Genomic DNA, 25,689 nt, shown 5'->3' with positions numbered 1-25,689 from the left:
CTCGCAGCGCAACTTGTAGCATACGGGGGCAGCCGGGCACGGTCAATGCGCGAAGGCGCACACCGGGGGCGCAACGGCTCATATCCGGCACAACTCGTGTTCCCCGAGGCCAGATCGGCCCCAGGAGACAATCCATGGGTACGGGAGCCGTACTCACAGGTACCCCCCGGTACGTACCGCGTGCGGCGGGGTGAAGGCAAACTACAACGACGGACACGATGAGCCAAGAGATCTACGCGGCCGAACCCGAAGCGACCCGCCGCGACGCGTCGGAAGCCGAGAGCAGCCGGGCCAGTCGCGGCTGGTGGGACCGGAACGCCGACGAGTACCAGAGCGACCACGGCGCCTTCCTCGGCGACGACCGTTTCGTCTGGGGGCCGGAGGGGCTCGACGAGGCGGAGGCCGGTCTGCTGGGCCCCGCCGCGTCGCTGCGGGGCCTGGACGTCCTGGAGATCGGTGCGGGCGCCGCGCAGTGCTCGCGCTGGCTCGCCGCACGGGGCGCCCGTCCGGTGGCCCTGGACCTCTCGCACCGGCAGTTGCAGCACGCGCTGCGGATCGGCGACGAGGTCCCCCTGGTGGAGGCGGACGCCGGGGTGCTGCCGTTCCGCGACGGCTCCTTCGACCTGGCGTGCTCCGCCTACGGCGCGGTGCCCTTCGTCGCCGACCCCGTGCAGGTGTTCCGCGAGGTCCACCGGGTGCTTCGTCCCGGGGGCCGCTGGGTCTTCTCGGTGACGCATCCGGTCCGCTGGGCGTTCCCGGACGAGCCGGGGCCGGAGGGCCTCTCGGTCGCGGCCTCCTACTTCGACCGCACTCCCTATGTCGAGCAGGACGAGCGGGGCGACGCCGTGTACGTCGAGCACCACCGCACGCTGGGCGACCGGGTGCGGGACGTGGTGGCCGGCGGCTTCCGGCTGGTCGACCTCGTCGAACCGGAGTGGCCCGCCTGGAACCACCAGGAGTGGGGCGGCTGGTCCCCGCTGCGCGGAAACCTGATCCCCGGCACGGCGATCTTCGTCTGCGAACGGGACTGACGGTCCCGCACACGGGGGCCCCGGGCCCGGCGGGGGCGCGTCGTACGAGACTGGGGGCGTGATCCGTACCGACGCCCTGGCCCAGTTGCCCGTACGCACCGCCGTGCCCGCCCTGGAGCGGGCGCTCGACGACCGCGGTGTCGCGGTGCTGTGCGCGCCGCCCGGCACCGGCAAGACGACTCTCGTACCGCTGGTCCTGGCCGGTCTGGCCGGGGGCGGTCCGGTACGCAGGGTGCTGGTCGCCGAGCCGCGGCGGATCGCCGCGCGGGCGGCGGCGCGGCGGATGGCGTGGCTCATCGGCGAGCAGGCCGGCGGCCGGGTGGGGTTCACGGTCCGCGGGGAGCGGGTGATGGGGCGCGACACGGTGGTGGAGGTGGTGACCACCGGTGTGCTGCTCCAGCGGCTCCAGCGCGACCAGGAGCTGGCCGGGGTCGACGCGGTGATCATCGACGAGTGCCACGAGCGGCACCTCGACGCGGACACGGTCGCCGCGTTCCTGCTCGATGTGCGCGAGGCGATCCGGCCCGATCTGCGGCTGGTCGCCGCGTCCGCGACGACGGACGCGCAGGGCTGGGCGCGGCTGCTGGGCGATGCCCCGGTGATCGAGGCGCAGGGCGTCTCGCATCCGGTGGAGGTGGTCTGGGCGCCGCCCGCAGCTCCGGTGCGGCCGCCGCACGGGATGCGCGTCGATCCGGTGCTGCTGACGCATGTCGCCGCGACGGTGCGCCGGGCGCTCGCCGAGCGGGACGGCGACGTGCTGTGCTTCCTGCCCGGGGTCGGCGAGATCGGCCGGGTGGCGGGGCAACTGGCCGGGGTGGCCGCCGAGGTGCTCCAGGTGCACGGACGGGCTCCGGCGGCGGTGCAGGACGCGGTGCTGGCCGGGTCGTCGGACGGCCGGCGGGTGGTGCTGGCGACCTCGGTGGCGGAGTCGTCCCTCACGGTGCCCGGGGTGCGGGTCGTGGTCGACTCGGGGCTGGCCAGGGAGCCGCGCACCGATCACGCGCGGGGGCTGAGCGCGCTGACGACGGTGCGGGCCTCGCAGGCGGCGGGGAGGCAGCGGGCGGGCCGGGCCGGGCGGGAGGCGCCCGGGGCTGTGTACCGGTGCTGGGCGCAGGCGGAGGACGGGCGGCTCGCCCGGTTCCCGTCCCCGGAGATCAAGGTCGCGGATCTGGCGGCGTTCGCGTTGCAGGCGGCGTGCTGGGGCGATCCGGACGCGTCGGGGCTGGCGCTGCTCGACCCGCCGCCCGCGGGTGCGATGAGTGCGGCGCGCGAGGTGCTGACGGCGGTCGGCGCGGTGGACACGGACGGGCGGGCGACCGACCGGGGCGTACGGATGTCCCGTCTCGGCCTGCATCCGCGGCTGGCGCGGGCGCTGCTGGACGGCGCCGCCGAGGTGGGCGGTCGGCGGGCGGCCGAGGTGGTGGCGCTGCTGAGCGAGGAGCCGCCGCGGGAGTACGGGGACGATCTGGCGGCCGCGCTGCGTACCGCGCGGCGGGGCGGGGACGGCTACGCGGCGCGCTGGCGGCAGGAGGTCCGGCGGCTGTCCTCGTCGGTGAAGGACGCGGCCGGCGGTTCCGGTCCGGACGACGCGGCCGTCGGTCTGGTGGCCGCGCTGGCGTTCCCGGAGCGGGTGGCACGGGCCCGCGGCGAGGGAGCGTTCCTGATGGCGTCGGGGACGGGCGCGGAGCTGCGGGACGGCTCGGGGCTGCGCAGTGCGCCCTGGCTGGCGGTCGCGGTCGCCGACCGGCCGGCGCACGCGGCGTCCGCACGGGTGCGGCTCGCTGCCGTCATCGACGAGGACACGGCACGAACGGCCGCCGGGCATCTGCTCCGCGGCGGCGAGGAGGTCCACTGGGCCGGCGGCGATGTGGTGGCCCGTCGGGTGGAGCGGCTGGGTGCCGTCGAACTGTCGGTGCGCCCGCTGAAGCAGCCGGCACCCGGGCCGGTGCGCGAGGCGCTGGTCGAGGGTCTGCGGCGCGAAGGGCTCGGGCTGCTGCCCTGGACGCGGGAGAGCGAGCAGTTGCGGGAGCGGCTCGCCTTTCTCCACCGCGAGCTGGGGGCGCCCTGGCCGGATGTGTCGGAGGGCGCGCTGCTGGAGCGTACCGAGCAGTGGCTGGAGCCCGAGCTGTCACGGGCCCGGCGGCGCTCCGATCTGGCGCGGATCGACGCGGGGCAGGCGCTGCGGCGGCTGCTGCCGTGGGCGACGGGCGAGGCGGTGCGGCTGGACGAGCTGGCGCCGGAGCGGATCGAGGTGCCGAGCGGTTCCCGTATCCGGGTGGAGTACGGCGGGGAGCAGCCGGTACTCGCGGTGAAGCTCCAGGAGTTGTTCGGTCTGCGGGAGACCCCGAGGGTGGCCGGGGTGCCGGTCCTGGTCCATCTCCTCTCCCCGGCCGGCCGGCCCGCAGCCGTCACCGCGGATCTGGCGTCGTTCTGGCGGGACGGCTACCGGGCCGTGCGGGCGGAGCTGCGCGGCCGCTACCCGAAGCATCCGTGGCCGGAGGACCCCACGACGGTGGAGGCGACCCGGTTCACGAAGGCTCGGCTCAAGCGGGAGTAGGGGCGGGTTCCGGCGAGGATGCCGGTGGCCCGTGCGGGCGGCGGGAGCGGGCCTCCAGCCACAGGGCGAGCCCGAGCAGTCCGACACCGAGGACCAGGAAGCCCCAGGGCAGGTACGAGGTGAGCAGCAGGACCAGCAGGCGCTGGGACTTGACCAGGTCGACGATCGATTCGACGTAGTCCGGGCGCATCTTCACATGCCCGGCGAACACGGTCATGGTGTCCTGGGGCATCCCCATCTTCCTGGCGTTGCGCAGCTCCTCCTTGTGGATCTCCTCGCCGTTGACCGGCGCTCCGGTGACCGGGTCCACCCAGAACATCCGCTTGGTGGTGTACCAGCGGGTCATGCCCGTCTTCGCGATCTGTTCCGGGGTGACGCCCTTGATCGGCATCTTCTTCGGCATCGGGACCTCGGTCCACGGGATGGTCTGCTCGAAGTAGTAGACGTCCATGCCGTGGAAGGTGCGGGTGCCCTTGTAGTGGATGGGCGAGCTGGTGCGGGCCTGGGCGTCGAAGTACTCGTAGTCGCGTTTCTGGGTGAGGAAGGGCCACTTGAACTCGATGCCCTCGCGCCTGACCGGGTCGCCGTCGACGGATTCCCCGGTGGCGTGGACGGGGGCCTGGCTGTGGGCGTCGAAGATGTAGCGCTCGGGGATCTCGGAGACCATCTTGCCGTCCGGGCCCACCACGTAGCTGAGGGCGTCCCAGACGACGACGTCGCGGCCGGCGCTGCGTTCGATCTTCTCGGACTCCTCGACGTTGCCCTTGAGGGTCTGCACGATGGTGACCTTGGGGACCGTCTTCACCTTCATGTTGTCGTTGTAGTCGAGGAGGGTGGCGGGCTTCGCCTCCAGCACCGTCTCCTGGTACTGACTGGGCGGGATCTTCGCCAGCCTCGGGAAGGCGTACCAGCGCAGCAGTGGCGACATGGCGGCGAAGAAGACGGCGAATGCCAGGAGTACGAGGCTGGCTCGGCGGCGCATGTGGTGCCCTCCCTCGGCTTCTGCTTTCCGGAACTAGTTCTTGGGGCCCGGCACGGTGGTCAGCAGGGGTTTGGGCGAGGTCTCTCCCGGCGGGGCGCCGATCGCGCTGATGGTGAGGACGAGCGCGAGGGCTGCGGCCAGCCCGATGGCGGCGGCGACGAGAGCACGCATGCCGGTCCTCCCGGAGAGCATGGATCTGATGGGTCGTCAGGGTTGGGGCACCGTAGCAATGCGGGCGCGAGATGAGAACACGTAGAACAGCCCCTCTGCCGGGTGGTGGCAAAGGGGCTGCTCCGACGTGCGGACGGGCGGGGTCAGCCGGCGGGCGCCTCGGGGGTCTCGGACGCCTCGGGGGTCTCGGATGCCTCGGGGGCCTCGACCTTCAGCTCGATGACGATCGTGGCGCCACCCTCGGTGGTGAGGCGCAGCTTGTAGGTGCCCGCGGTGTCGTCGGCGTAGATCCTGGGCAGCTTCAGGACGCCGTCGGCGTCGGTCTTCAGCTCCGTGAGGGTACGGACCGTCTTGCCGTCGGCGTCCTTGAAGTAGGGGCCCTTGTCGTTCTCGGCCGGCTCCTCGGCGTCGGTGATCATGGTGGCGGTGACGGCGACACCGGCCGCGACCGCGTCCTTGTAGGTGGCCTCGACCTCGACGGTGTCGGCGAACTCGGTGCCGGGTGCCGCGGTCAGCGCCTTGTCGTCGGTCCTCGCGATCTCGTCGGCCCGACGGGCGGTGACGGTCGCGGTGTAGGCGACGGGGGGCAGCGAACGGCCGGTGGCGGTGGCCCGCACCGTGAACTTCCCGGCCTTCTCGCCCGCCTTCAGCACCGGGGCGGTGACCGTGCCGTCGGCTGCGGTGAGGAGGGTGACCGCGTTCTTCCCGCCGTCGAAGGCGGCGTCGGTGTCACCGGCGATGGTGAAGGTCACGGACACCTTGGCGAGCGGGCCGCCGAGGCTGTTCCTGGCCCGCACCTTGATCCGCTCGGCGAAGGCGTCGCCCGCGGTGGCGGTCAGCGTGCCGGTACCGGCGTTCTCCACGCCTGCGAGGGTCTGGGCCGGCGGAGTCGTGGGCGGGGTCGTCGGCGAGGTCGGGCCGGTCGATCCGCCGTCACCCGGCTTCGTGGGGTCCGGGCTCGGCTTCGGCTCGGGCTTCGGCTTGGTCGTCCCGTGCGGCGAGGGGGACGGGCTCGGGCTGCCGGAGCTGTGGTCCCTGCCTCCGCCGAGGCCGGGCGGGACGGTGCCGGTTCCGTCGGGGATCTCGTGGGTCCCGCGGTTGTAGTAGTCGAACCACGAGCGGACGGTGCGCAGATAGGCGTCCGAGTGGTTGTAGCTCAGGACCGCCCGGTCGAGATCCGCGGCGAGGGACAGATCGCGGGAGCCGGCGCAGAGGTAGCGTCCGGCGGCGAGCGCCGCGTCGTAGATGTTGTTGGGGTCCTTGCGGCCGTCGCCGTTGCCGTCCTGGCCCCAGGTCGCCCAGGTGGACGGGATGAACTGCATCGGGCCGACGGCGCGGTCGTGGGTCGAGTCCCCGTCGTACGCCCCGTTGTCGGTGTCCTTGATCATGGCGAAGCCCCGGCCGTCGAGGACCGGGCCGAGGATCGGCGAGAACGTGGTGCCGTTCGCGTCGACCCTGCCGCCGCGGGCCTGGCCGGACTCGACCTTGCCGATCGCGGCGAGCAGCTGCCAGGGCAGCCGGCAGGCGGCGTCGGTGTCGTCGAGGGTCTGCTCGGCCTTCTTGTACGCGGCCAGGATCGAAGCCGGAATGCCGGATTCCGCACTGCCGGTGACGGGCAGATTCGTGGACGTGCCCGGCTTGTCGGGGGTGTTCAGCGGGGGCAGGTCCGTGTAGTACGGCGAGTTGCCGGTGGCCGCGCTGCCGTCGGGCGGAGGCGTCGACCCGGTGGACTGCTGGTCGCCGCTCTCGGTGACCAGCGATGTGCCCGGGGCCCCCGAGGCGGAGAGCGCCGCCACGGCGACGGCGGCCACAGCAGTGGTGGTCGCCCCCTTGCGAAGCCGACGACCGAATTGCGCTGCCATAACCTCTGGCCCCTCCCCTTCGACGACTGTCCACGCTCCCCAGCAGCAGGACTCAGGCGACCCTACGGCAACTTGTGCCGCCAAGACACCGTGCACTGACCGGTTCTTACCTGTTTTTCATGTTCCGGACAGCAAGTTGTACGGCAGTGGTCGGGCGGGCGACGGTGGCTCGCGCATACTTGCCGCCATGCCGTTCACACTCAGTCATGCCGCCGCCGTTCTCCCGGGGATGCGGCGGGACGGGACGGCACATGGGCCGCTGTTCGCCTCGGCCCTCGTCTCGGGTTCGTTCGCCCCCGACATGACGTACTACGCGGACACCGCGGTTCCCGGCGCCATGGAGTTCGGCCGGGTCACCCACTCGGTGTGGGGTGTGTTCACGGTCGATGTGCTGATCACCGCGGCCGTGGTGGCGTTGTGGCTGCTGCTGCGCGAACCACTGGTGGCGCTGCTGCCGAGAGCCTGGCAGGGGCGGGTGCACGCGTTCGTACGAGGACGGCGCGGGACCGCCCGGGGCGTGCGGGAGGCCGCCGGGTTCGTGCTGTCGGCGGTGATCGGGGCCGCCACCCATGTCGTCTGGGACGCCTTCACCCACCACGACCGGTGGGGTGTGCGCCTGGTGCCGCTGCTCGACGGGAGCGTCGGCGGATTTCCGGTGTTCCAGCTGGTGCAGTACGGCAGTTCGGCGATGGCCCTGGCCGTGCTCGCGTGGTTCACGGCGTCGGGGCTGCGGCGGACCGGGGCGCGCCCGGTCCCCCCGTCCGTGCCAGTACTGAACCGCCGGGGACGGTGGTCGGCGGGGGTGCTGCTGAGCGTCTGCGTACTGCTCGGCGTCGCCCACCGGTGCGCACGCTGGTACGCGTACTTCGGGCACATCGACACCCCGCTGGACATCATCCCGACCGCCTGCTTCGGCGCCGGGGCGGGGCTGGCGGTGGGCCTGGTGCTGTACGGGGCGTGGATGCGGCTGCGGCGACCGCGCACGGCCGCACCCGCGGTCGCCGGACGGGCCTAGGGTCTGTCCGTCAAATCGGTCGTCTGGTCAGCGGTCTATCCAGTCCGGTGCCCACACGTCGTCCGGGGTGCGCAGCCTTGAGGTGCGCAGATGGTCGCGCAGCGCGGTCAGCACGGGGTGCTGGTCTCCGGTGCGGGACAGCAGCACGTGCGTGTACACCGGGGTCGGTTCGCGCAACGGGATGCGTCGCAGGTCGTGGGTCTGGGGCCACACGTACCGGTCCCCGCTGCCGACGAGGGTGGCCAGCGAGGCCGAGTCGGCCAGCGCGTCCATCAGGGCCTCGTCCCCGAAGTTGGGGCCGAGCGCGTCGATGCTCAGACCGAAGGCCTCGGACAGCGCCTGGTAAAACGCCGCCCACTCCGTGCCGGGCCTGATCCCGGGGATCCAGATGCGGTGGCCGGCCAGGTCCGCAGGCCTGACCCGGGGCGCGTCCGCCAACGGGTGGCCGGGGCCGACCAGGAGCTCCAGGGGTCCGTCCAGGAGTCGTTCGGCGCTGATCCCGGCCGGGACCTGGCCTGCCGGCAGAGCGCGGAAGGACGCGTCGACGGTCCCATCGAGCACCGCGTGGGTGGCCTGGGCGGCGTTCTCCTTGCTCAGTGTGACGGCGTCGAGGTTCATCTCGGGATGGGAGCGGTAGAACCGGTAGACGGCCTGGGCAGGAGCGATGCGCCGGTTGAGGACGTCGACGCGCAAGGGCCGGCTGCCGGGGCGCACGGCCTGCTCGGCCTGCTCGATGGTAGTCAGGACCTTCTTGGCGTGCGGCAGGAAGACCTGCCCGTCCATGCTCATCCGGGAGCCGCGGGAGGTGCGCACCAGGAGCGTGACCTCGAGGTGCTTCTCCAGGGTCGCGATCCGCTTGGAGACCGCCTGCTGGCTGATCCCGAGCTCGTCCGCCGCCGCCTGGAACTGGCCGGTCTCGGCGACGGTCACGAACGTCCGCATCGCTTCAACATCCACACTCCCACCCTAATTTCACAACGGTTGGTTGTCGCTGGCTGGTCTCGAGGTTGTTTGATTGCGGGTTCTTCAGAGTGGTGGGATCAGCGCATGTCTACTCGCACAGATCAGATCATGTATGTCCAGAAGCCCGAGTTCGCGCGTCATATGGAACGAGTCGTGGAGGTGACCGACGCGACGTCTCGGCTGAACGTGCTGCCGTTCAACGACGGCAAAGGTCGTGCTGAACTACTTTCTGTTGTGTTCGGTGGTCCGCTCCCGGAGTCGGTGACGATCTACCCGCCGTTCTTCACCGAGTGCGGGCTGAACACGACGTTCGGGGAGAACGTCTTCGTCAACCAGGGATGCACGTTCATGGACAGGGGCGGGATCCGCATCGGCAACGGTGTCATGATCGCCCCGAAGGTCAATCTCATCACCGGGGGGCACCCTCTGCCTCTCGCCGAGCGCCGCGAGTACCTCTCCCTCGCCCCGATCGTCATCGAAGACGGCGTCTGGATCGGTGCGGGAGCAACGATCACGCAGGGAGTGACTATCGGTGCCGGCGCGGTGGTCGCTGCCGGCGCGGTGGTCACTCGTGATGTTCCTCCCCGCACCCTGGTCGCGGGAGTTCCCGCCCAGGCCATCAAGACGATTGACGGAGCCCGGCCGGGCCGCCGGCCCGGGGCGAGCAGCACGTCAGCACTCTGATCCTGATGCCCCATCACGCCCGGCTGACCGACCAGCAGTGGGACCGCATTCGTCCGCTGCTGCCGACCAGCAACGGGAGGCGGGGCCGGCCCTGGGCTGATCACCGCCGTGTGGTGGAGGCGATCGTCTACCGGTACCGCACCGGCATCCCCTGGCGAGACCTCCCGAGCAGGTTCGGGTCGTGGAAGACCGTGTGGGCCCGCCACCGTCGGTGGGCCGGGGACGGGACCTGGGACCGAATCCTGGGCGTGCTGCTCGCTGATGCGGACGCTGCCGGGCAGGTCGACCGGCGGGTCGCGGTGGACTCCACGATCAACCGGGCCCACCAGCACGCCACGAACACCCACCGTCCTGAATCGTGCCGGGCTGCGGCCCACGCCGCGGTCCCGGTGCCCACTGCGAGCCTGTCGGGCACGCGATCGGGCGCTCTCGTGGCAGGTTGACCACGAAGGTCCACCACGCCGTCGACGGCCGAGGCCGCCCCCTGGCTGTGGTTGTGACACCCGGGCAGGCCCACGACGGGCAATCCCTGCCGTTACTGCTGGGCGACCTGCACATCCCGAGGACTGGGGCAGGTCGCCCGCGCACGACCCCGTCCATGCTGCTCGGGGACAAGGCGTACTCCTCCCAGGCGATCCGCAGGACGTTGAAAGCCCGAGGGATCACCGCAGTCATCCCTGAACGACGTGACCAGCAGGAACACCGTCGCCGCCGTGGTTCAGCGGGCGGCCGCCCACCGAAGTTCGACAGTTCGACGCTGCGACCTACAAGAACCGCAACGTCGTCGAGCGATCCTTCGCCCTGCTCAAGCAGTGGCGGGGCCTGGCCACGAGGTTCGACAAGCTCGCGATCGTCTACCGCTCCGCTGCGGTCCTCGCGGCGGTGCTGGTCTGGGCCCGGATTTAACGGACACGCTCTAGGCCACAGGGGTCCGGACGGCCCGGGAATCCGGACGGCCCGGGAACATCGCGTCCCGGGCCCGTCCGGCACCGTCGGCGGGTCAGTGCGCCGCGGACTCCCAGTCCGTACCGACGCCCACCGAGACATCCAGCGGGGCGCGCAACTGCACGGCCGTGGACATCTCGTGGCGGAGGATCTCCTCCACCTGTGCCCGCTCGCCCTCGGCGACCTCCAGCACGATTTCGTCATGGACCTGGAGCAGCATCCGGGACTTCAGCTTCGCCTCGGTCAGCGCCCGGTCGACCTGGAGCATGGCGACCTTGACGATGTCCGCGGCCGTGCCCTGGATCGGTGCGTTGAGCGCCATCCGCTCGGCCATCTCACGGCGCTGGCGGTTGTCGCTGTTGAGGTCGGGGAGGTAACGGCGGCGGCCGAAGACCGTCTCCGTGTACCCCGTGGCCCTGGCCTCCTCCACCACCCGGTGCAGATAGTCGCGCACCCCGCCGAACCGCTCGAAGTAGGTGTCCATCAGGCCGCGCGCCTCGCCCGCCTCGATGTTCAGCTGCTGGGAGAGACCGAACGCGGAGAGCCCGTACGCGAGTCCGTAGCTCATGGCCTTGATCTTGCGGCGCATCTCCGGGTCGACGGCCGACTTGTCGACGCCGAAGACCTGCGAGGCGACCGTGGTGTGCAGATCCTCGCCGGAGGTGAACGCCTCGATCAGGCCCGCGTCCTCGGAGAGGTGCGCCATCACCCGCAGCTCGATCTGGCTGTAGTCGGCCGTCATCAGCGTCTCGAAGCCCTCGCCGACGACGAAGCCGCGGCGGATGGCCCGGCCCTCGTCCGTACGGACCGGGATGTTCTGCAGGTTGGGGTCGGTGGAGGAGAGCCGGCCCGTCGCCGCCACCGTCTGGTTGAACGTGGTGTGGATACGGCCGTCCGCCGCGATCGTCTTGATCAGGCCCTCGACCGTGACCCGCAGCTTGGCCTGCTCGCGGTGGCGCAGCATGATCACCGGCAGCTCGTGCTCGGTCTGCGCGGCGAGCCAGGCCAGCGCGTCGGCGTCCGTCGTGTACCCGGTCTTCGTCTTCTTCGTCCTGGGCAGGCCCAGCTCGCCGAAGAGGACTTCCTGGAGCTGCTTGGGCGAACCGAGGTTGAACTCGCGGCCGACGGCGGCGTGCGCCTCCTTCACCGCCTGCTGCACCGCACCGGCGAACTGCTGCTCCATGCCTTCCAGATGGGCCCGGTCGGCGGCGATGCCGTGCCGCTCCAGACGGGCCAGCAGAGCGGACGTCGGCAGCTCCATGCCGTGCAGCAGATCGGTCGCGCCGACCTCCGCCAGCCGGGCGGTGAACGCATCGCCCAGATCCAGGACCGCGCGGGCCTGCGCCATCAGGGACTCCGCCTCGGCCTGGTCGTCCGCCCCGAAGGCCAGCTGGCCGTCGGACGCCGCCGCGGGGGCCAGCTCACGGCCCAGGTACTCCACCGCCAGCGCGTCCAGCGCGAAGGAACGACGGCCGGGCTTGACCAGATAAGCGGCCAGCGCGGTGTCCATCGTGACGCCGTCGACCTGCCAGCCGTGCTCGGGGAAGACCCGCATGGCGCTCTTCGCGTTGTGCATGACCTTGGGCCGGTCCGCGTCGGCGATCCAGGCGGCGAACGCCTGCTCATCGCCCGCGTCGAGCAGGGCCGGGTCGAACCAGGCCGCCGCGCCGTCCGCCGCGGCCAGCGCGATCTCGGTGACCGTGCCGCTGCCCACCAGCCAGGCGTCGACCGTGGCCACGCCGAGCGGCTGCCCGCCGTGCTCGGCGAGCCAGGGCGCGAGCTCGCCCGCGCCCAGCACCGCGCCGTCCAGCTCGATGCCCGCGGCGGGCGCCTGGGCCTCGTCCTCGGCCGCCCCCGGGTCGACGGCCAGCAGCCGCTCGCGCAGGCTCGGGTTACGGATCTCCAGGACATCCAGCACACCCGTCACCGCGGTGCGGTCGTACGGGGCGCGCTCCAGGTCCTGCGGGGTCTTCGGCAGCTCCACGTCACGGACCATCTCGGTCAGCCTGCGGTTCAGCCGCACCGCGTCCAGGTGGTCCCGGAAATTCTGACCGGCCTTGCCCTTGACCTCCTCGGCACGCTCGACCAGCTCGTCGAACGAACCGAACTGATTGATCCACTTCGCGGCGGTCTTCTCACCGACACCGGGGATGCCCGGGAGATTGTCCGACGGGTCACCGCGCAGCGCCGCGAAGTCCGGGTACTGCTGCGGTGTGAGCCCGTACTTCTCCTCGACCTTCGCCGGGGTGAAGCGCGTCAGCTCCGAGACGCCCTTGGTCGGGTACAGCACGGTGACGTTGTCCGTGATCAGCTGGAACGAATCCCGGTCACCGGTGACGATCAGCACCTCGAAACCGGCCGCCTCGGCCTGCGTGGCCAGCGTGGCGATGACGTCGTCCGCCTCGAAGCCGTCGACCGCGAAACGGTCCGCGTGCATCGCGTCCAGCAGCTCGCCGATCAGCTCGACCTGCCCCTTGAACTCGTCCGGGGTCTTCGAACGGTTCGCCTTGTACTCCGGGAACTCCTGCGAGCGCCAGGTCTTGCGGGAGACGTCGAACGCCACCGCGAAATGCGTCGGCGCCTCGTCACGCAACGTGTTCGCGAGCATCGACGCGAAGCCGTACACCGCGTTCGTCGGCTGCCCCGACCCTGTCGTGAAATTCTCCGCAGGCAGCGCAAAGAACGCCCGGTACGCCAGGGAGTGCCCGTCCATCAGGAGCAGGCGCGGTCGGTTGTCTGCCGTCTTTTTCGATGCCGTCTCAGCCACGCCCCCGATCCTGCCACGGACCACTGACATTCCCGACCGGCCTCGCTCGCCGTCCTCCCTGCCGGTGCCGCGTGCCGGTGCCGCGTGACAGGATCGGCAGAGAAACACGGACAGCATCGATGCGCACCACGCACCGCGCAGCCTCGCAGTCGGCTCAAAGGGGAGCACGAAATGGCCACCAAGCCGCCCACCGGAGATCCGGTCCAGAACGCGCCGCGAATCGAGCCGGCGCAGCACGCCGCCGCCGGGCTGCCCGCCGTCGCCCACAGCCTGCTCATCGCCCAGCAGCAGATGGGTGTGCGGCGCACCGCGCAGACCCTCCTCAAGGTCAACCAGAAGAACGGCTTCGACTGCCCCGGCTGCGCCTGGCCCGAGGGCGACAAGCGGCACACGGCGGAATTCTGCGAGAACGGCGCCAAGGCCGTGGCCGAGGAAGCGACGCTGCGCCGGGTCACCCCCGACTTCTTCGCCGCGCACCCGGTCGCCGACCTCGCCTCGCGCAGCGGGTACTGGCTGGGCCAGCAGGGCCGGATCACCCAGCCGATGTACCTCCCCGAGGGCGCCGACCGGTACGAGGCGGTCACCTGGGAGCGCGCCTTCGCCGTCATCGCCGAGGAGCTGGGCGCGCTCGGCTCCCCCGACGAGGCTCTCTTCTACACCTCGGGCCGCACCAGCAACGAGGCCGCGTTCCTGCTCCAGCTGTTCGCCCGCGAATTCGGCACCAACAACCTCCCCGACTGCTCCAACATGTGCCACGAGTCCTCCGGCTCGGCACTGACGGAGACCATCGGCATCGGCAAGGGCAGCGTCTCCCTGGAGGACCTCCACCAAGCGGACCTGATCATCGTCGCCGGACAGAACCCCGGCACGAACCATCCCCGGATGCTCTCCGCCCTGGAGAAGGCCAAATCGGCGGGCGCCAAGATCATTTCGGTGAACCCGCTCCCCGAGGCGGGCCTGGAACGGTTCAAGAACCCGCAGACCCCGCTCGGCATGATCAAGGGCGCCGCGCTCAACGACCTCTTCCTCCAGATCCGGATCGGCGGCGACCAGGCCCTCTTCCGCCTCCTCAACAAAATGATCCTGGAGACCGAGGGCGCCGTCGACGAAGCCTTCGTACGGGAGCACACCCACGGCTACGAGGAGTTCGCCCGAGCGGCCGGCGAGGCGGACTGGGACCAGACCCTCGCCGCCACCGGCCTCGACCGCGGCGCCATCGAGAAGGCGCTCACCATGGTCCTCGCCTCGAAGCGCACCATCGTCTGCTGGGCCATGGGCCTCACCCAGCACAAGCACTCCGTGCCGACCATCCGCGAAGTCGTCAACTTCCTGCTGCTGCGCGGCAACATCGGCCGCCCCGGCGCCGGAGTGTGCCCCGTCCGAGGCCACTCCAACGTGCAGGGCGACCGCACCATGGGCATCTTCGAGCGCCCCGCCCCCGCCTTCCTCGACGCCCTCGACCAAGAATTCGGGATCACCTCACCGCGCCACCACGGCTACGACGTCGTCCGCTCCATCCAGGCCCTGCGCGACGGCGACGCCAAGGTCTTCTTCGCCATGGGCGGCAACTTCGTCGCGGCCACCCCCGACACGGACGTCACCGAGGCCGCGATGCGCCGCGCCCGCCTCACCGTCCACGTCTCCACCAAACTCAACCGCTCGCACGCCGTGACCGGCACCCGCGCACTGATCCTGCCGACGCTGGGACGCACCGACAAGGACGTCCAGGCGAGCGGCAAGCAGTTCGTCACCGTCGAGGACTCCATGAGCATGGTCCACTCCTCACGCGGCAACCTCACCCCCGCGAGCCCCCACCTGCTCTCCGAACCCGCCATCGTCGCCCGCCTCGCCCGCGCCGTCCTCGGCCCCGGATCGACCACCCCCTGGGAGGAGTTCGAGAAGGACTACGCGACGATCCGCGACCGCATCTCCCGCGTCGTCCCCGGCTTCGAGGACTTCAACGCCCGCGTCGCGCACCCCGGCGGCTTCGCCCTCCCGCACGCCCCCCGCGACGAACGCCGCTTCCCCACCGCGACCGGCAAGGCCAACTTCACCGCCGCGCCCGTCGAGTACCCCGAACTCCCCGAAGGCAGGCTGCTGTTGCAGACCCTGCGCTCCCACGACCAGTACAACACCACCGTCTACGGCCTCGACGACCGCTACCGCGGCATCAAGGGCGGCCGCCGCGTCGTCCTGGTCAACCCCGACGATGCCCACGCCCTCGGCCTGCCCGACGGCGCGTACACCGACCTCGTCGGCGAATGGAAGGACGGCGTGGAGCGCCGCGCGCCCGGCTTCCGCATCGTGCACTACCCGACCGCCCGGGGCTGCGCCGCCGCCTACTACCCGGAGACCAATGTGCTGGTCCCCCTCGACTCCACCGCCGACACCAGCAACACCCCGGCCAGCAAGTCCGTCGTCGTCCGCTTCGAGAACACCGTCGCGTGATCACGACGGACAGGCCCTAAGCGTCCGCTCAGTCGTCTGATAAGAACGATGCACACAGCAACGAAGCCGTGAACCACCGCAGACGATCGGAGCCGGCCCATGGGCGAGCACACCGCACCCAAGTTCCCCCAGGAGATCATCGACGAATACGCCGCACTCGGCGTCGACCTGCCCGCCCTCTTCTCCGCCGGCCACCTCGGCGAACGCATGGGCGTCACCGTCGTCGAAGCCTCCGCGGACCGCGTCGTCGGCACCATGCCCGTCGAAGGCAACACCCAGCCCTACGGACTGCTCCACGGCGGCGCCTCCGCCGTACTCGCCGAAACCCTCGGCTCCATCGGCTCCATGCTCCACGGCGGCGCCACCAAACTCGCCGTCGGCGTCGACCTGAACTGCACCCACCACCGCGGCGTACGCAGCGGACTCGTCACCGGCGTCGCCACCCCCGTACACCGCGGCCGCTCCACCGCCACGTACGAGATGGCCATCACCGACGAACAGGACAAGCGGGTCTGCACCGCACGCCTCACCTGCATGCTCCGCGACGCCCCCCGGCCCGACGCCGCCTGACGGGCCGGAAACACACCGCACACACCACGCGGCACCACCGCCCGACACCGATGCCCGGCCGGAACACAATCCGGCCGGGCATCGCCATACCCGTCCACAACCACCCACGCGCCACTCACGATTGACAATCGAACCCGCCAACTCCCTTGACCGGCAACCTTGTTGTGTGACCCACTCGGCACCCCGCACACACCGACCCCGCACCCCCCACACACAACACCGCGTCGACCACATCACCCTCGATGTGACACTGCGTAACCACTATCCGATACGCGGACGCCCTCACGCGGCCCCACCGACCCGGCCCCCACAGCCGCCGGGCACCTCACCAAGCCCTCGCGCACCCCACCCCGCCCCACCTCGTGCGACAGCACCATGATCGGCTCAAGCCCCTTAGCAGAGCTGCGCGTTCTCAGAATGCGGTCACTTCGCCGTCCGGTAAAAAAGCCGTACATGTCCGCACAGCCACCTCAAGCCTTCCTCAAGGGCATAACAAGAGAGTCACATCCTGCGGCGGACCCATCCCCGACCCCCACACCTGCGCCTAGAGTCACCGCCAGTCACCGCGCCGCCGGGCGCGTCTGCAGCACGGCCCTGTACCAACCAGTACGGCCCGGCGAACGACACGGCACCTCAAGCAGAGGAGGCCGCGCCAGGGAAAGGACCTTTCGTGCGACACCGTTCTTTGCTCATCCTCACCACCGTGCTCACGACCGGAGCACTGACCCTCACCGCCTGCGGGTCGCGCGACGACAACAAGAAGAGCAGCGACAGCGGCGGCACCCAGACCGTCGTCATCGGCGTCGACGCGCCCATCACCGGCGACCTGTCCGCCCTCGGCCTCGGCATCAAGAACTCCGCCGACCTCGCCGCCCAGACGGCCAACAAGGACAAGACCGTCCCCGGCATCAAATTCGAGGTCAAGCCGCTCGACGACCAGGCACAGCCCTCCGTCGGCCAGCAGAACGCCCAGAAGTTCATCGACGACGACACCGTCGTCGGCGTCGTCGGCCCCCTGAACTCCGGCGTCTCCCAGTCGATGCAGAAGCCGCTCAACGACGCCGGCCTCACCCAGGTCTCCCCCGCCAACACCGGCACCGAGCTCACCCAGGGCGAGAACTGGAAGACCGGCGACAAGAAGCGCCCCTTCAAGACCTACTTCCGCACCGCCACCACGGACCAGATCCAGGGCGCCTTCGCCGCGAAGTACCTCTTCAACAACGCGAAGATCAAGCAGGTCTACCTCATCGACGACCAGAAGCCCTACGGCGCCGGTCTCGCCGCCTCCTTCAAGAACACCTTCACCACCCTCGGCGGCAAGATCGTCGGCTCCGACCACGTCAACCCCGACGACCGCGACTTCAACGCCGTCGTCACCAAGGTCAAGAAGTCCGGCGCCAAGGCCGTCTACTACGGCGGCGAATACCCCGCCGGCGCACCCCTGAGCCAGCAGCTCAAGGACAGCGTCCAGATCCCCCTCATGGGCGGCGACGGCATGTACAGCGCCGACTTCATCAAGCTCAACAAGAAGGCCCAGGGCGACATCGCCACCTCCGTCGGCAAGCCCGTCGAGGAACTCGACTCGGCGAAGAAGTTCATCGCGGACTACAAGACCGCCGGATACAAGGACGCCTACGAGGCCTACGGCGGCGGCACCTACGACGCCACCTGGTCGATCATCGAAGCCGTCAAGATCGCCGTCGCCGACAACGGCGGCAAGCTCCCCAGCGGCGACGACGCCCGCGCCAAGGTCCTCGCAGCCATGGCCAAGGTCAAGTTCGACGGCGTCACCGGCCCCGTCTCCTTCGACGAGTACGGCGACACCACCAACACCATGATGACCGCCTACCAGGTCGACGGCGGCAAGTGGACCTCCAAGCTCAGCGAGGCCTACAAGCCGTAACAAGCTCCCCGGCCCACGCCTGACCCACACCAGACCGCGCGGGAGCGCTACCAGCCCTCCCGCGCGGTGCCATATCCGAACCACTCCACGGAGGCCCTGCGGTGAACGAACTGCCGCAACAGCTGGCCAATGGACTCATCCTCGGCGCGATGTACGGACTCATCGCGATCGGCTACACGATGGTCTACGGAATCATCCAGCTCATCAACTTCGCCCACGGCGAGATCTTCATGATCGGAGGCTTCGGAGCTCTCACCGTGTACCTCTGGATGCCGGCCGGTGTCTCCCTCCTCGCAATCATCCCACTCATGATCATCGGCGGCGTCATATGCTCCGTCGCCGTCAGCGCAGCCGCCGAACGCTTCGCCTACCGGCCCCTGCGCAACGCCCCCAGACTGGCCCCGCTCATCACCGCGATCGGACTCTCCCTCGCACTCCAGCAGGCCATCTGGAAGTGGTACCCCGACGCCAAGAAGGACCGCTCCTTCCCCCAGTTCAAGGGCGAAGCGATCGACATCTTCGGCGCCCACATCCAACGCGGTGACCTCTTCGTCCTCATCACGGCACCCATCTGCATGCTCGCCCTCGGACTCTTCGTCTCCAAGACCCGCTCCGGCCGCGGCATGCAAGCCACCAGCCAGGACCCCGACACCGCCAAGCTCATGGGCATCAACACCGACCGCATCATCGTCATGGCCTTCGCCATCGGTGCCGCGTTCGCCGCCGTCGCCGCCGTCGCCTACGGGCTCAAGAACGGCCAGATCGGCTTCAAAATGGGCTTCATCATGGGCCTCAAGGCCTTCACCGCAGCCGTACTCGGCGGCATCGGCAACATCTACGGCGCCATGCTCGGCGGCGTCGTACTCGGCATCGCCGAATCCCTCGCCACCGGCTACATGAGCAACGTCCCCGGCATGGAACTCTTCGGCGGCGGCGCCTGGAAGGACGTATGGGCCTTCGTCCTCCTCATCATCGTCCTGCTGCTCCGCCCCCAGGGCCTGCTCGGCGAACGCGTCGCGGATCGGGCGTGATACGGATGACCACCAACCACACCACCACACCCGCACCCGCCCCCTTCCTGCCGATCCCCGCGGCAGCCGCCCGCATCGGCACCGTCGCAGGCGCCACCGTCACACTCGCCGGCACCTTCCTCGCCTGGACCTGGACCGACCAGTTCCCCGGCGACCTCACCGTCACCGGCTACCCCGGCGGCCTCCAGGTCCTCACCCTCATCAGCGCCGCACTCACCCTGCTCCTCGCACTGTCCGGATACGGCATCCGAGGCCTGCGCTGGCTCACCCCCGGCGGCACCAACAGCCCCGTCCGCCTCCTCGCCCTCGGCACCCTCGGCACCACCGGCTACACCCTCGGCGCCATCGCCTACGACCTCGGCGGCGTCGTCAACCTGGAACCCGGCGCCTGGGTCAGCGGCATCGGCGCACTCATCGCCACCATCACCGCACTCGGACTCCCCGGCGACCACCCACTCGACACCGGAACCACCGCCTGGCAGCGCTTCCGCAACAGCCTCGGCGCCCCCCAGGCCCCCCGCGCCAAAGCCCTCCCCTCCTGGGCCGAAATCCTCATCATCGTCGCCGCGTTCGGCATCGGCCTCCATGTCTTCGCCTACGGCATCGACACCGACTACACCGAACTCTTCATCGGCTTCCTCATCACCGTCGGCTTCGCCTTCACCGCACTCCACCGAGCCGGACTCATCTCCCGCCTCACCGCACTGACCGCGAAGCACCGCAACATCACCCTCGCCGCAGCCCTCGTCGCAGCCGTCTGCTTCCCCTTCACCCAGCAGAAAGAGGAATACGCGCTCATCGGCGCCAACATCCTCATCTTCGGCACCGTCGCACTCGGCCTCAACGTCGTCGTCGGCCTCGCCGGCCTCCTCGACCTCGGATACGTCGCCTTCCTCGGCGTCGGCGCCTACGCCGCCGCTCTGGTCTCCGGCTCCACCATGTCGGCCATCGGCGTCGAATTCCCCTTCTGGGCCGCCGTCCTCACCGGCGCCGGAGCATCACTCGTCTTCGGCGTACTCATCGGCGCACCCACCCTGCGACTGCGCGGCGACTACCTCGCCATCGTCACCCTCGGCTTCGGTGAAATCTTCCGCCTCACCGTGAACAACCTCAACGGCAACAGCGGACCCGACCTCACCAACGGCTCCCAAGGCATCCCCAGCATCCCCGACCTCAACTTCTTCGGATTCGACTTCGGCCTCAAGCACAACATCCTCGGCTTCGACCTCGGCAGGTCCGCCAACTACTACCTGCTGATGCTCGTCTTCACCGCCGTCGTCGTCCTCGTCTTCCGCCGCTCCGGAGAATCCCGCATCGGCCGCGCCTGGGTCGCCATCCGCGAAGACGAAACCGCAGCCACCGCCATGGGCATCAACGCCTTCCGGCTCAAACTGCTCGCCTTCGCCCTCGGCGCCACCCTCGCCGGACTCGCCGGAACCGTCCAGGCACACGTCAACTACACCGTGACACCCGAGCAGTACCAGTTCGCCGGCTCCGTACCCCCCAACTCCGCCTTCCTCCTCGCCGCCGTCATCCTCGGCGGCATGGGAACCCTCAGCGGACCCCTCGTCGGCGCCGCACTGCTCTACCTCATCCCGGCCAAACTCCAGTTCATGCAGGACTACCAGCTCTTCCTCTTCGGCATCGCACTCATCCTCCTGATGCGCCTGCGCCCCGAAGGACTGGTCGCCGACCGCAGGAAGCAGCTCGAGTTCCACGAGAACGACGAGCCCGACGTACCGGAACCACGGCAGTCCGAAGAGACCGGCGCCGGCATCGCCAAGGCGGGGGCGTGACCACCATGACCACCACCACGAAGACCGCCACCACCGTCCTCGACGCCAGCGGCGTCACCATGCGCTTCGGCGGCCTCACCGCCGTACGCGACGTCGACCTCACCGTCAACGCGGGCGAGATCGTCGGCCTCATCGGCCCCAACGGCGCCGGCAAGACCACCTTCTTCAACTGCCTCACCGGCCTCTACGTCCCCACCGAGGGCAAGGTCAGCTACAAGGACACCGTCCTGCCGCCCAAGCCCCACCTCGTCACCCAGGCAGGCATCGCCCGCACCTTCCAGAACATCCGGCTCTTCGCCAACATGACCGTCCTGGAAAACGTCCTCGTCGGACGCCACACCAGGACCAAGGAAGGCCTCTGGTCCGCCCTCCTGCGCCTCCCCGGCTTCACCAGGGCCGAGAACGCCAGCCGCGAACGCGCCATGGAACTCCTGGACTTCATCGGCCTGGCGGACAAGGCCGACCACCTCGCGCGCAACCTCCCCTACGGAGACCAGCGCAAGCTGGAAATCGCCCGCGCCCTCGCCAGCGACCCCGGACTCCTCCTCCTCGACGAGCCCACCGCCGGCATGAACCCGCAAGAGACCCGCGTCACCGAAGAACTCATCTTCGCCATCCGTGACCAGGGCATCGCCGTCCTCGTCATCGAGCACGACATGCGGTTCATCTTCAACCTCTGCGACCGCGTCGCCGTCCTCGTCCAGGGCGAAAAGCTCGTCGAAGGCACCCCCGACATCGTCCAGAGCGACGAACGCGTCGTCGCGGCCTACCTCGGCACCCCCTTCGAAGGCGCCCCCGGCGCCGAAGAAGCCGCCGAGGTCGAAGCCGCAGAAGCCGGAGCCGCCGAAGCGAGCACCGCCAGGACCGCGGCCACCACCGACACCAGCACCAGCACCAGCACCAGCACCGAGGAGGAGGACACCCGATGACCGCACTGCTAGAGGTCGAGGACCTCCGCGTCGCCTACGGCAAGATCGAAGCCGTCAAGGGCATCTCCTTCACCGTCGAAGCCGGCCAGGTCGTCACCCTCATCGGCACCAACGGCGCCGGCAAGACCACCACCCTGCGCACCCTCTCCGGCCTCCTCAAACCGGTCGGCGGCCGCATCGTCTTCGACGGCAAACCGCTCGCCGACATCCCCGCGCACAAGGTCGTCTCCCTGGGCCTCGCCCACTCCCCCGAGGGACGCCACATCTTCCCCCGGCTGACCATCACCGAGAACCTCCAGCTCGGCGCCTACCTCCGCAACGACAAGGCAGGCATCGAAAAGGACATCCAGCGCGCCTACGACCTCTTCCCCATCCTCGGGGAACGCCGGAAGCAGGCCGCCGGAACCCTCTCCGGCGGCGAACAGCAGATGCTCGCCATGGGCAGGGCCCTCATGTGCCAGCCCAAACTCCTGATGCTCGACGAACCCTCCATGGGCCTCTCCCCGATCATGATGCAGAAGATCATGGAGACCATCGTCGAACTCAAGGCCCAGGGCACCACCATCCTGCTCGTCGAGCAGAACGCCCAGGCAGCGCTCTCGCTCGCGGACCACGGCCACGTCATGGAGGTCGGCAAGATCGTCCTCTCCGGCACCGGCGCGGACCTCCTCCACGACGAGTCCGTCCGCAAGGCCTACCTCGGCGAGGACTGACACACACGAGGAAGGCCCGCGTCCCGGACATCCGGGACGCGGGCCTTCCTCGTACTCGCGTACGGCCTACTCGGCCGCCTTCTTCTTCTCCTCGGCATCCTCGATCAACGCCTCCGCAAGCTGCTGCATCGACAGCCGACGGTCCATCGACGTCTTCTGGATCCACCGGAACGCGGCCGGCTCGGAGAGCCCGTAATCCGTCTGCAGAATGCTCTTCGCCCGGTCCACCAGCTTCCGCGTCTCCAGCCGCTGCGCGAGATCCGCGACCTCGGACTCCAGCGCCTTCAGCTCCGCGAACCGCGACACCGCCATCTCGATGGCCGGCACCACGTCGCTCTTGCTGAACGGCTTCACCAGATACGCCATCGCCCCGGCGTCCCTGGCCCGCTCGACGAGATCGCGCTGCGAGAACGCGGTCAGCATCAGGACCGGCGCGATGGACTCCTCGGCGATCTTCTCCGCCGCGGAGATCCCGTCCAGGACCGGCATCTTCACATCGAGGATGACCAGGTCCGGCCGGTGCTCCCGAGCCAGCTCGACGGCCCGCTGCCCGTCCCCGGCCTCGCCGACGACCGCGTAGCCCTCTTCCTCCAGCATCTCTTTGAGGTCGAGACGGATGAGCGCCTCGTCCTCGGCGATGACGACGCGGGTCGTCAGCGGCGGAACGTGCGACTTGTCGTCGTCGGCGGCGGGCTGGGGCGACTCGGGCGTGGTCACGGGGCTCCTTGATCAAGGCAGGGGTACTGCTGCCAAGAGCCTACCCAGCTGCGGTAAGGTGGTCGGGCAGCGGGTCGAGGGAAACCTACGATTCAGCGAGCCCCGGTAGTCCAATTGGTTAGAGACAATGGATTCAAAACCCATACAGTGTCGGTTCGAGTCCGACTCGGGGTACTTTTCCTTCGATTCCAAGGCCGCCGAAGAATGGCTAGGCTTCACGTGAACGTGTGAATGCCAGCTTGTTCCGCCTCCAGGTTGCCTGGATACCGGACAGGCTCGGCCTGGTGTACGACCTTGATACGCGCAAGCGCGCTCTGGCCCTCGTCGCGCAGGGTTTCAGCCAGAACTCCGTAAGCAGACAGACCGGCATCTCGCGCGCCGCAATCCGTTCGTGGCAGACACGAACAGATCCCCTCGGCAGGGGGCGCGCTGCGGGCTGTCCGCGATGCAGCGACATGCCGAGTGATCCTGAAGTCCCCGCTGCGTACGCCTACTTGCTGGGCCTCTATCTCGGCGACGGCTGCATCAGCTCCAGCAAGAGGGGCGTGCATTTCCTCCGTATCGCCTGCGCCGACAGCTGGCCCGGTCTCATCGACGCTTGCGCCGAAGCCATGCAGCTCGTGCGCCCCGGCAACAAGGTGTTCCGAGTTCAGCGTCAGGGCTGCCAGAACGTGACCTGCTACAGCAAGCACTGGCCGTGCTTCTTCCCCCAGCACGGCCCCGGCAAGAAGCACGAGCGCACGATCTCTCTCGAACCCTGGCAGCAGCAGATCGTGCGTACCCACCCCTGGGAGTTCATCCGCGGTCTGGTCCACTCCGACGGATGCCGAGTCACCAACTGGACCACGAGACTCATCGGCGACGAGCAGAAGCGCTACGAATACCCCCGGTACTTCTTCACCAACTTGTCGGCCGACATCCTGCGGCTTTTCACCGACGCCTTGGACTTCGTCGGCGTTCACTGGAAGCAGGCCAACAGCCGGAACATCTCCGTCGCCCGACGGGCGTCCGTCGCGCTGATGGACGCCCACGTCGGGCCGAAGTACTGACGACCGGCCTACTTCGGGCTGTCGTCCTCGCCGATGTGGTGCACCCGCACCAGGTTCGTCGAGCCCGGGACCCCCGGCGGGGAGCCGGCCGTGATGACCACGACGTCGCCCTTCTGGCAGCGGCCGATCTTCAGCAGCTCCTCGTCGACCTGGGCGACCATCGCGTCCGTCGAATCCACGTGCGGGCCGAGGAAGGTCTCGACGCCCCAGGTCAGGTTCAGCTGGGAGCGGGTCGCCGGGTCCGGGGTGAAGGCGAGGAGCGGGATGGGTGAGCGGTAGCGGGAGAGGCGCCTGACCGTGTCGCCGCTCTGGGTGAAGGCGACCAGGAACTTCGCGCCGAGGAAGTCGCCCATCTCGGCTGCCGCTCGGGCGACCGCGCCGCCCTGGGTGCGGGGCTTGTTGCGGTCGGTCAGGGGCGGGAGGCCCTTGGTGAGGATGTCCTCCTCGGCGGCCTCGACGATGCGGGACATCGTGCGGACCGTCTCGATGGGGTGCTTGCCCACGCTGGTCTCGCCGGAGAGCATCACCGCGTCCGTGCCGTCGATGACCGCGTTGGCGACGTCGGAGGCCTCGGCGCGGGTGGGGCGGGAGTTGTCGATCATCGAGTCGAGCATCTGGGTGGCGACGATGACCGGTTTGGCGTTGCGCTTGGCGAGTTTGATCGCGCGCTTCTGGACGATCGGCACCTGCTCCAGGGGCATTTCGACGCCGAGGTCGCCGCGGGCGACCATGATTCCGTCGAAGGCGGCGACGATGCCGTCGATGTTCTCGACGGCCTGGGGTTTCTCCACCTTGGCGATGACGGGGAGGCGGCGGCCTTCCTCGTCCATGATGCGGTGGACGTCCTCGATGTCGCGTCCGCTGCGTACGAAGGAGAGGGCGATGATGTCGGCGCCGGTGCGCAGGGCCCAGCGGAGGTCTTCGATGTCCTTCTCGGAGAGTGCGGGGACGGAGACGGCGACGCCGGGGAGGTTGAGGCCCTTGTGGTCGGAGACCATGCCGCCTTCGATGACGGTGGTGTGGACTCGGGGGCCGTCGACTTCGGTGACTTCGAGGGTGACGCGGCCGTCGTCGACGAGGATGCGTTCGCCGGTGGTGACGTCGGCGGCGAGGCCGTCGTAGGTGGTGCCGCAGGTGTGGCGGTCGCCTTCGACGGGTTCGACGGTGATGGTGAAGCTGTCGCCGCGTTCGAGGAGTACGGGGCCTTCGCGGAAGCGTCCGAGGCGGATCTTCGGGCCTTGAAGGTCGGCGAGGATGCCGACGCTGTGTCCGTTCTCGTCGGAGGCCTTGCGTACGCGGTGGTACCGCTCTTCGTGTTCGGCGTAGGTGCCGTGGCTGAGGTTGAGGCGGGCGATGTCCATTCCCGCTTCGACCAATGCCTTGATCTGGTCGTATGTGTCGACGGCGGGGCCCAGGGTACAGACGATTTTTGCTCGGCGCATGGTTCGAGCCTAGACCTTACCTACGGGTAGTTATTTGGCGTGCCGTGACTGCTCAACGACCTTTGGATGAAGGGTTATTGACAAGTGTTGAATTGTGCGGCGGGGTGCTCGGAT

At 69.5% G+C, this 25,689-nt stretch carries 19 protein-coding genes, 1 tRNA gene and 1 pseudogene; 14 read left to right on the top strand and 7 right to left on the bottom strand.

The window, feature by feature from the left end; translation table 11 throughout:
• Window positions 1–218: 218 nt before the first annotated feature.
• Both OG520_RS30335 and hrpB read left to right on the top strand, forming a co-directional pair.
• Window positions 219–1,031 carry a class I SAM-dependent methyltransferase gene (locus OG520_RS30335; RefSeq protein WP_399325735.1) on the top strand — a complete coding sequence of 271 codons (813 nt, stop codon included), beginning with the start codon at window positions 219–221 and terminating at the stop codon, window positions 1,029–1,031.
• 58 nt (window positions 1,032–1,089) lie between these two features.
• The gene (gene hrpB / locus OG520_RS30330) at window positions 1,090–3,588 is read left to right on the top strand and encodes an ATP-dependent helicase HrpB (protein ID WP_406015276.1); all 2,499 of its coding nucleotides are present in this window, start codon (window positions 1,090–1,092) and stop codon (window positions 3,586–3,588) included.
• On the opposite strand, the gene OG520_RS30325 is transcribed toward hrpB, so the two are convergent.
• The 3 genes from OG520_RS30325 to OG520_RS30315 all read right to left on the bottom strand — a co-directional run bounded on the left by OG520_RS30325 (window position 3,575) and on the right by OG520_RS30315 (window position 6,603).
• Window positions 3,575–4,570 (bottom strand): DUF3068 domain-containing protein, encoded by a 996-nt coding sequence (locus OG520_RS30325; RefSeq protein ID WP_406015275.1) that lies wholly within the window; start codon window positions 4,568–4,570, stop codon window positions 3,575–3,577. The two genes, hrpB and OG520_RS30325, sit on opposite strands and share 14 nt — an antisense overlap.
• Before the next feature lie 33 nt (window positions 4,571–4,603).
• The gene (locus OG520_RS30320; protein WP_136330601.1) at window positions 4,604–4,741 is read right to left on the bottom strand and encodes an SPW_0924 family protein; all 138 of its coding nucleotides are present in this window, start codon (window positions 4,739–4,741) and stop codon (window positions 4,604–4,606) included.
• Between the two features lie 143 nt (window positions 4,742–4,884).
• Window positions 4,885–6,603 carry a lytic transglycosylase domain-containing protein gene (locus OG520_RS30315; RefSeq protein WP_406015274.1) on the bottom strand — a complete coding sequence of 573 codons (1,719 nt, stop codon included), beginning with the start codon at window positions 6,601–6,603 and terminating at the stop codon, window positions 4,885–4,887.
• 187 nt (window positions 6,604–6,790) lie between these two features.
• On the opposite strand from OG520_RS30315, the gene OG520_RS30310 reads away from it, so the two are divergent.
• Window positions 6,791–7,618, top strand: a complete 828-nt coding sequence (locus OG520_RS30310; protein ID WP_406015273.1) for a DUF4184 family protein — start codon at window positions 6,791–6,793, stop codon at window positions 7,616–7,618.
• Between the two features lie 27 nt (window positions 7,619–7,645).
• Here OG520_RS30310 and OG520_RS30305 read toward each other — a convergent pair whose 3' ends face one another.
• Complete coding sequence (locus tag OG520_RS30305; RefSeq protein ID WP_406015272.1) at window positions 7,646–8,575, bottom strand: LysR family transcriptional regulator; 930 nt, start codon at window positions 8,573–8,575, stop codon at window positions 7,646–7,648.
• Between the two features lie 114 nt (window positions 8,576–8,689).
• Between OG520_RS30305 and OG520_RS30300 the strand changes: the two genes are divergently transcribed.
• Complete coding sequence (locus OG520_RS30300; RefSeq protein WP_399326766.1) at window positions 8,690–9,265, top strand: DapH/DapD/GlmU-related protein; 576 nt, start codon at window positions 8,690–8,692, stop codon at window positions 9,263–9,265.
• Between the two features lie 5 nt (window positions 9,266–9,270).
• Window positions 9,271–10,171 (top strand): annotated as a pseudogene (locus OG520_RS30295) (IS5 family transposase).
• Between the two features lie 94 nt (window positions 10,172–10,265).
• Here OG520_RS30295 and polA read toward each other — a convergent pair.
• Window positions 10,266–12,977, bottom strand: a complete 2,712-nt coding sequence (polA, locus tag OG520_RS30290) for a DNA polymerase I (protein WP_406015271.1) — start codon at window positions 12,975–12,977, stop codon at window positions 10,266–10,268.
• A gap of 171 nt (window positions 12,978–13,148) precedes the next feature.
• Between polA and OG520_RS30285 the strand changes: the two genes are divergently transcribed.
• From OG520_RS30285 to OG520_RS30255, 7 genes are all read left to right on the top strand, one after another.
• Entirely contained in the window at window positions 13,149–15,425 is a 2,277-nt protein-coding gene (locus OG520_RS30285; RefSeq protein WP_406015270.1) for an FdhF/YdeP family oxidoreductase, read from the top strand.
• A gap of 99 nt (window positions 15,426–15,524) precedes the next feature.
• Window positions 15,525–15,995, top strand: coding sequence for a PaaI family thioesterase (locus OG520_RS30280; protein WP_406015269.1), 471 nt, complete (start codon window positions 15,525–15,527; stop codon window positions 15,993–15,995).
• Window positions 15,996–16,680: 685 nt separating this feature from the next.
• Window positions 16,681–17,898, top strand: coding sequence for a branched-chain amino acid ABC transporter substrate-binding protein (locus tag OG520_RS30275; RefSeq protein ID WP_406016602.1), 1,218 nt, complete (start codon window positions 16,681–16,683; stop codon window positions 17,896–17,898).
• A 101-nt stretch (window positions 17,899–17,999) separates the two neighbouring features.
• A complete protein-coding gene (locus tag OG520_RS30270; protein ID WP_266420688.1) occupies window positions 18,000–18,929 on the top strand; it encodes a branched-chain amino acid ABC transporter permease in 930 nt (309 codons plus the stop codon).
• Between the two features lie 5 nt (window positions 18,930–18,934).
• Window positions 18,935–20,725, top strand: coding sequence for a branched-chain amino acid ABC transporter permease (locus OG520_RS30265; protein ID WP_406015268.1), 1,791 nt, complete (start codon window positions 18,935–18,937; stop codon window positions 20,723–20,725).
• A gap of 5 nt (window positions 20,726–20,730) precedes the next feature.
• Entirely contained in the window at window positions 20,731–21,654 is a 924-nt protein-coding gene (locus OG520_RS30260) for an ABC transporter ATP-binding protein (RefSeq protein ID WP_406016601.1), read from the top strand.
• Window positions 21,651–22,367 carry an ABC transporter ATP-binding protein gene (locus OG520_RS30255; protein ID WP_266420683.1) on the top strand — a complete coding sequence of 239 codons (717 nt, stop codon included), beginning with the start codon at window positions 21,651–21,653 and terminating at the stop codon, window positions 22,365–22,367. The genes OG520_RS30260 and OG520_RS30255 overlap by 4 nt, the downstream gene beginning before the upstream one ends.
• Window positions 22,368–22,433: 66 nt before the next feature.
• On the opposite strand, the gene OG520_RS30250 is transcribed toward OG520_RS30255, so the two are convergent.
• Entirely contained in the window at window positions 22,434–23,084 is a 651-nt protein-coding gene (locus OG520_RS30250) for an ANTAR domain-containing response regulator (protein WP_266420680.1), read from the bottom strand.
• Between the two features lie 99 nt (window positions 23,085–23,183).
• On the opposite strand from OG520_RS30250, the gene OG520_RS30245 reads away from it, so the two are divergent.
• Window positions 23,184–23,258: transfer RNA gene (locus OG520_RS30245), tRNA-Leu, on the top strand.
• Window positions 23,259–23,368: 110 nt separating this feature from the next.
• Window positions 23,369–24,133, top strand: a complete 765-nt coding sequence (locus OG520_RS30240) for a transcriptional regulator (RefSeq protein WP_406016600.1) — start codon at window positions 23,369–23,371, stop codon at window positions 24,131–24,133.
• A gap of 8 nt (window positions 24,134–24,141) precedes the next feature.
• Here the strand turns inward: OG520_RS30240 and pyk are convergent, their stop codons facing one another.
• Window positions 24,142–25,575, bottom strand: a complete 1,434-nt coding sequence (gene pyk, locus OG520_RS30235; protein WP_399325752.1) for a pyruvate kinase — start codon at window positions 25,573–25,575, stop codon at window positions 24,142–24,144.
• Between the last annotated feature and the right edge of the window lie 114 nt (window positions 25,576–25,689).

The sequence above is a fragment of the Streptomyces sp. NBC_00984 genome, assembly GCF_045162475.1.
Classification (GTDB): domain Bacteria; phylum Actinomycetota; class Actinomycetes; order Streptomycetales; family Streptomycetaceae; genus Streptomyces.
Note: the sequence above shows the minus strand (reverse complement) of the source record. Positions and strands in the feature narration are given on the sequence as shown.

Excerpts from the sequence above, each read along its gene's own strand:
- OG520_RS30335 (WP_399325735.1), top strand. The coding sequence starts at position 219 with ATGAGCCAAGAGATCTACGCGGCCGAACCCGAAGCGACCCGCCGCGAC.
- OG520_RS30325 (WP_406015275.1), bottom strand. The coding sequence starts at position 4,570 with ATGCGCCGCCGAGCCAGCCTCGTACTCCTGGCATTCGCCGTCTTCTTC.
- OG520_RS30320 (WP_136330601.1), bottom strand. The coding sequence starts at position 4,741 with ATGCGTGCTCTCGTCGCCGCCGCCATCGGGCTGGCCGCAGCCCTCGCG.
- OG520_RS30315 (WP_406015274.1), bottom strand. The coding sequence starts at position 6,603 with ATGGCAGCGCAATTCGGTCGTCGGCTTCGCAAGGGGGCGACCACCACT.
- OG520_RS30310 (WP_406015273.1), top strand. The coding sequence starts at position 6,791 with ATGCCGTTCACACTCAGTCATGCCGCCGCCGTTCTCCCGGGGATGCGG.
- OG520_RS30300 (WP_399326766.1), top strand. The coding sequence starts at position 8,690 with ATGTATGTCCAGAAGCCCGAGTTCGCGCGTCATATGGAACGAGTCGTG.
- OG520_RS30285 (WP_406015270.1), top strand. The coding sequence starts at position 13,149 with ATGGCCACCAAGCCGCCCACCGGAGATCCGGTCCAGAACGCGCCGCGA.
- OG520_RS30280 (WP_406015269.1), top strand. The coding sequence starts at position 15,525 with ATGGGCGAGCACACCGCACCCAAGTTCCCCCAGGAGATCATCGACGAA.
- OG520_RS30265 (WP_406015268.1), top strand. The coding sequence starts at position 18,935 with ATGACCACCAACCACACCACCACACCCGCACCCGCCCCCTTCCTGCCG.
- OG520_RS30260 (WP_406016601.1), top strand. The coding sequence starts at position 20,731 with ATGACCACCACCACGAAGACCGCCACCACCGTCCTCGACGCCAGCGGC.
- OG520_RS30255 (WP_266420683.1), top strand. The coding sequence starts at position 21,651 with ATGACCGCACTGCTAGAGGTCGAGGACCTCCGCGTCGCCTACGGCAAG.
- pyk (WP_399325752.1), bottom strand. The coding sequence starts at position 25,575 with ATGCGCCGAGCAAAAATCGTCTGTACCCTGGGCCCCGCCGTCGACACA.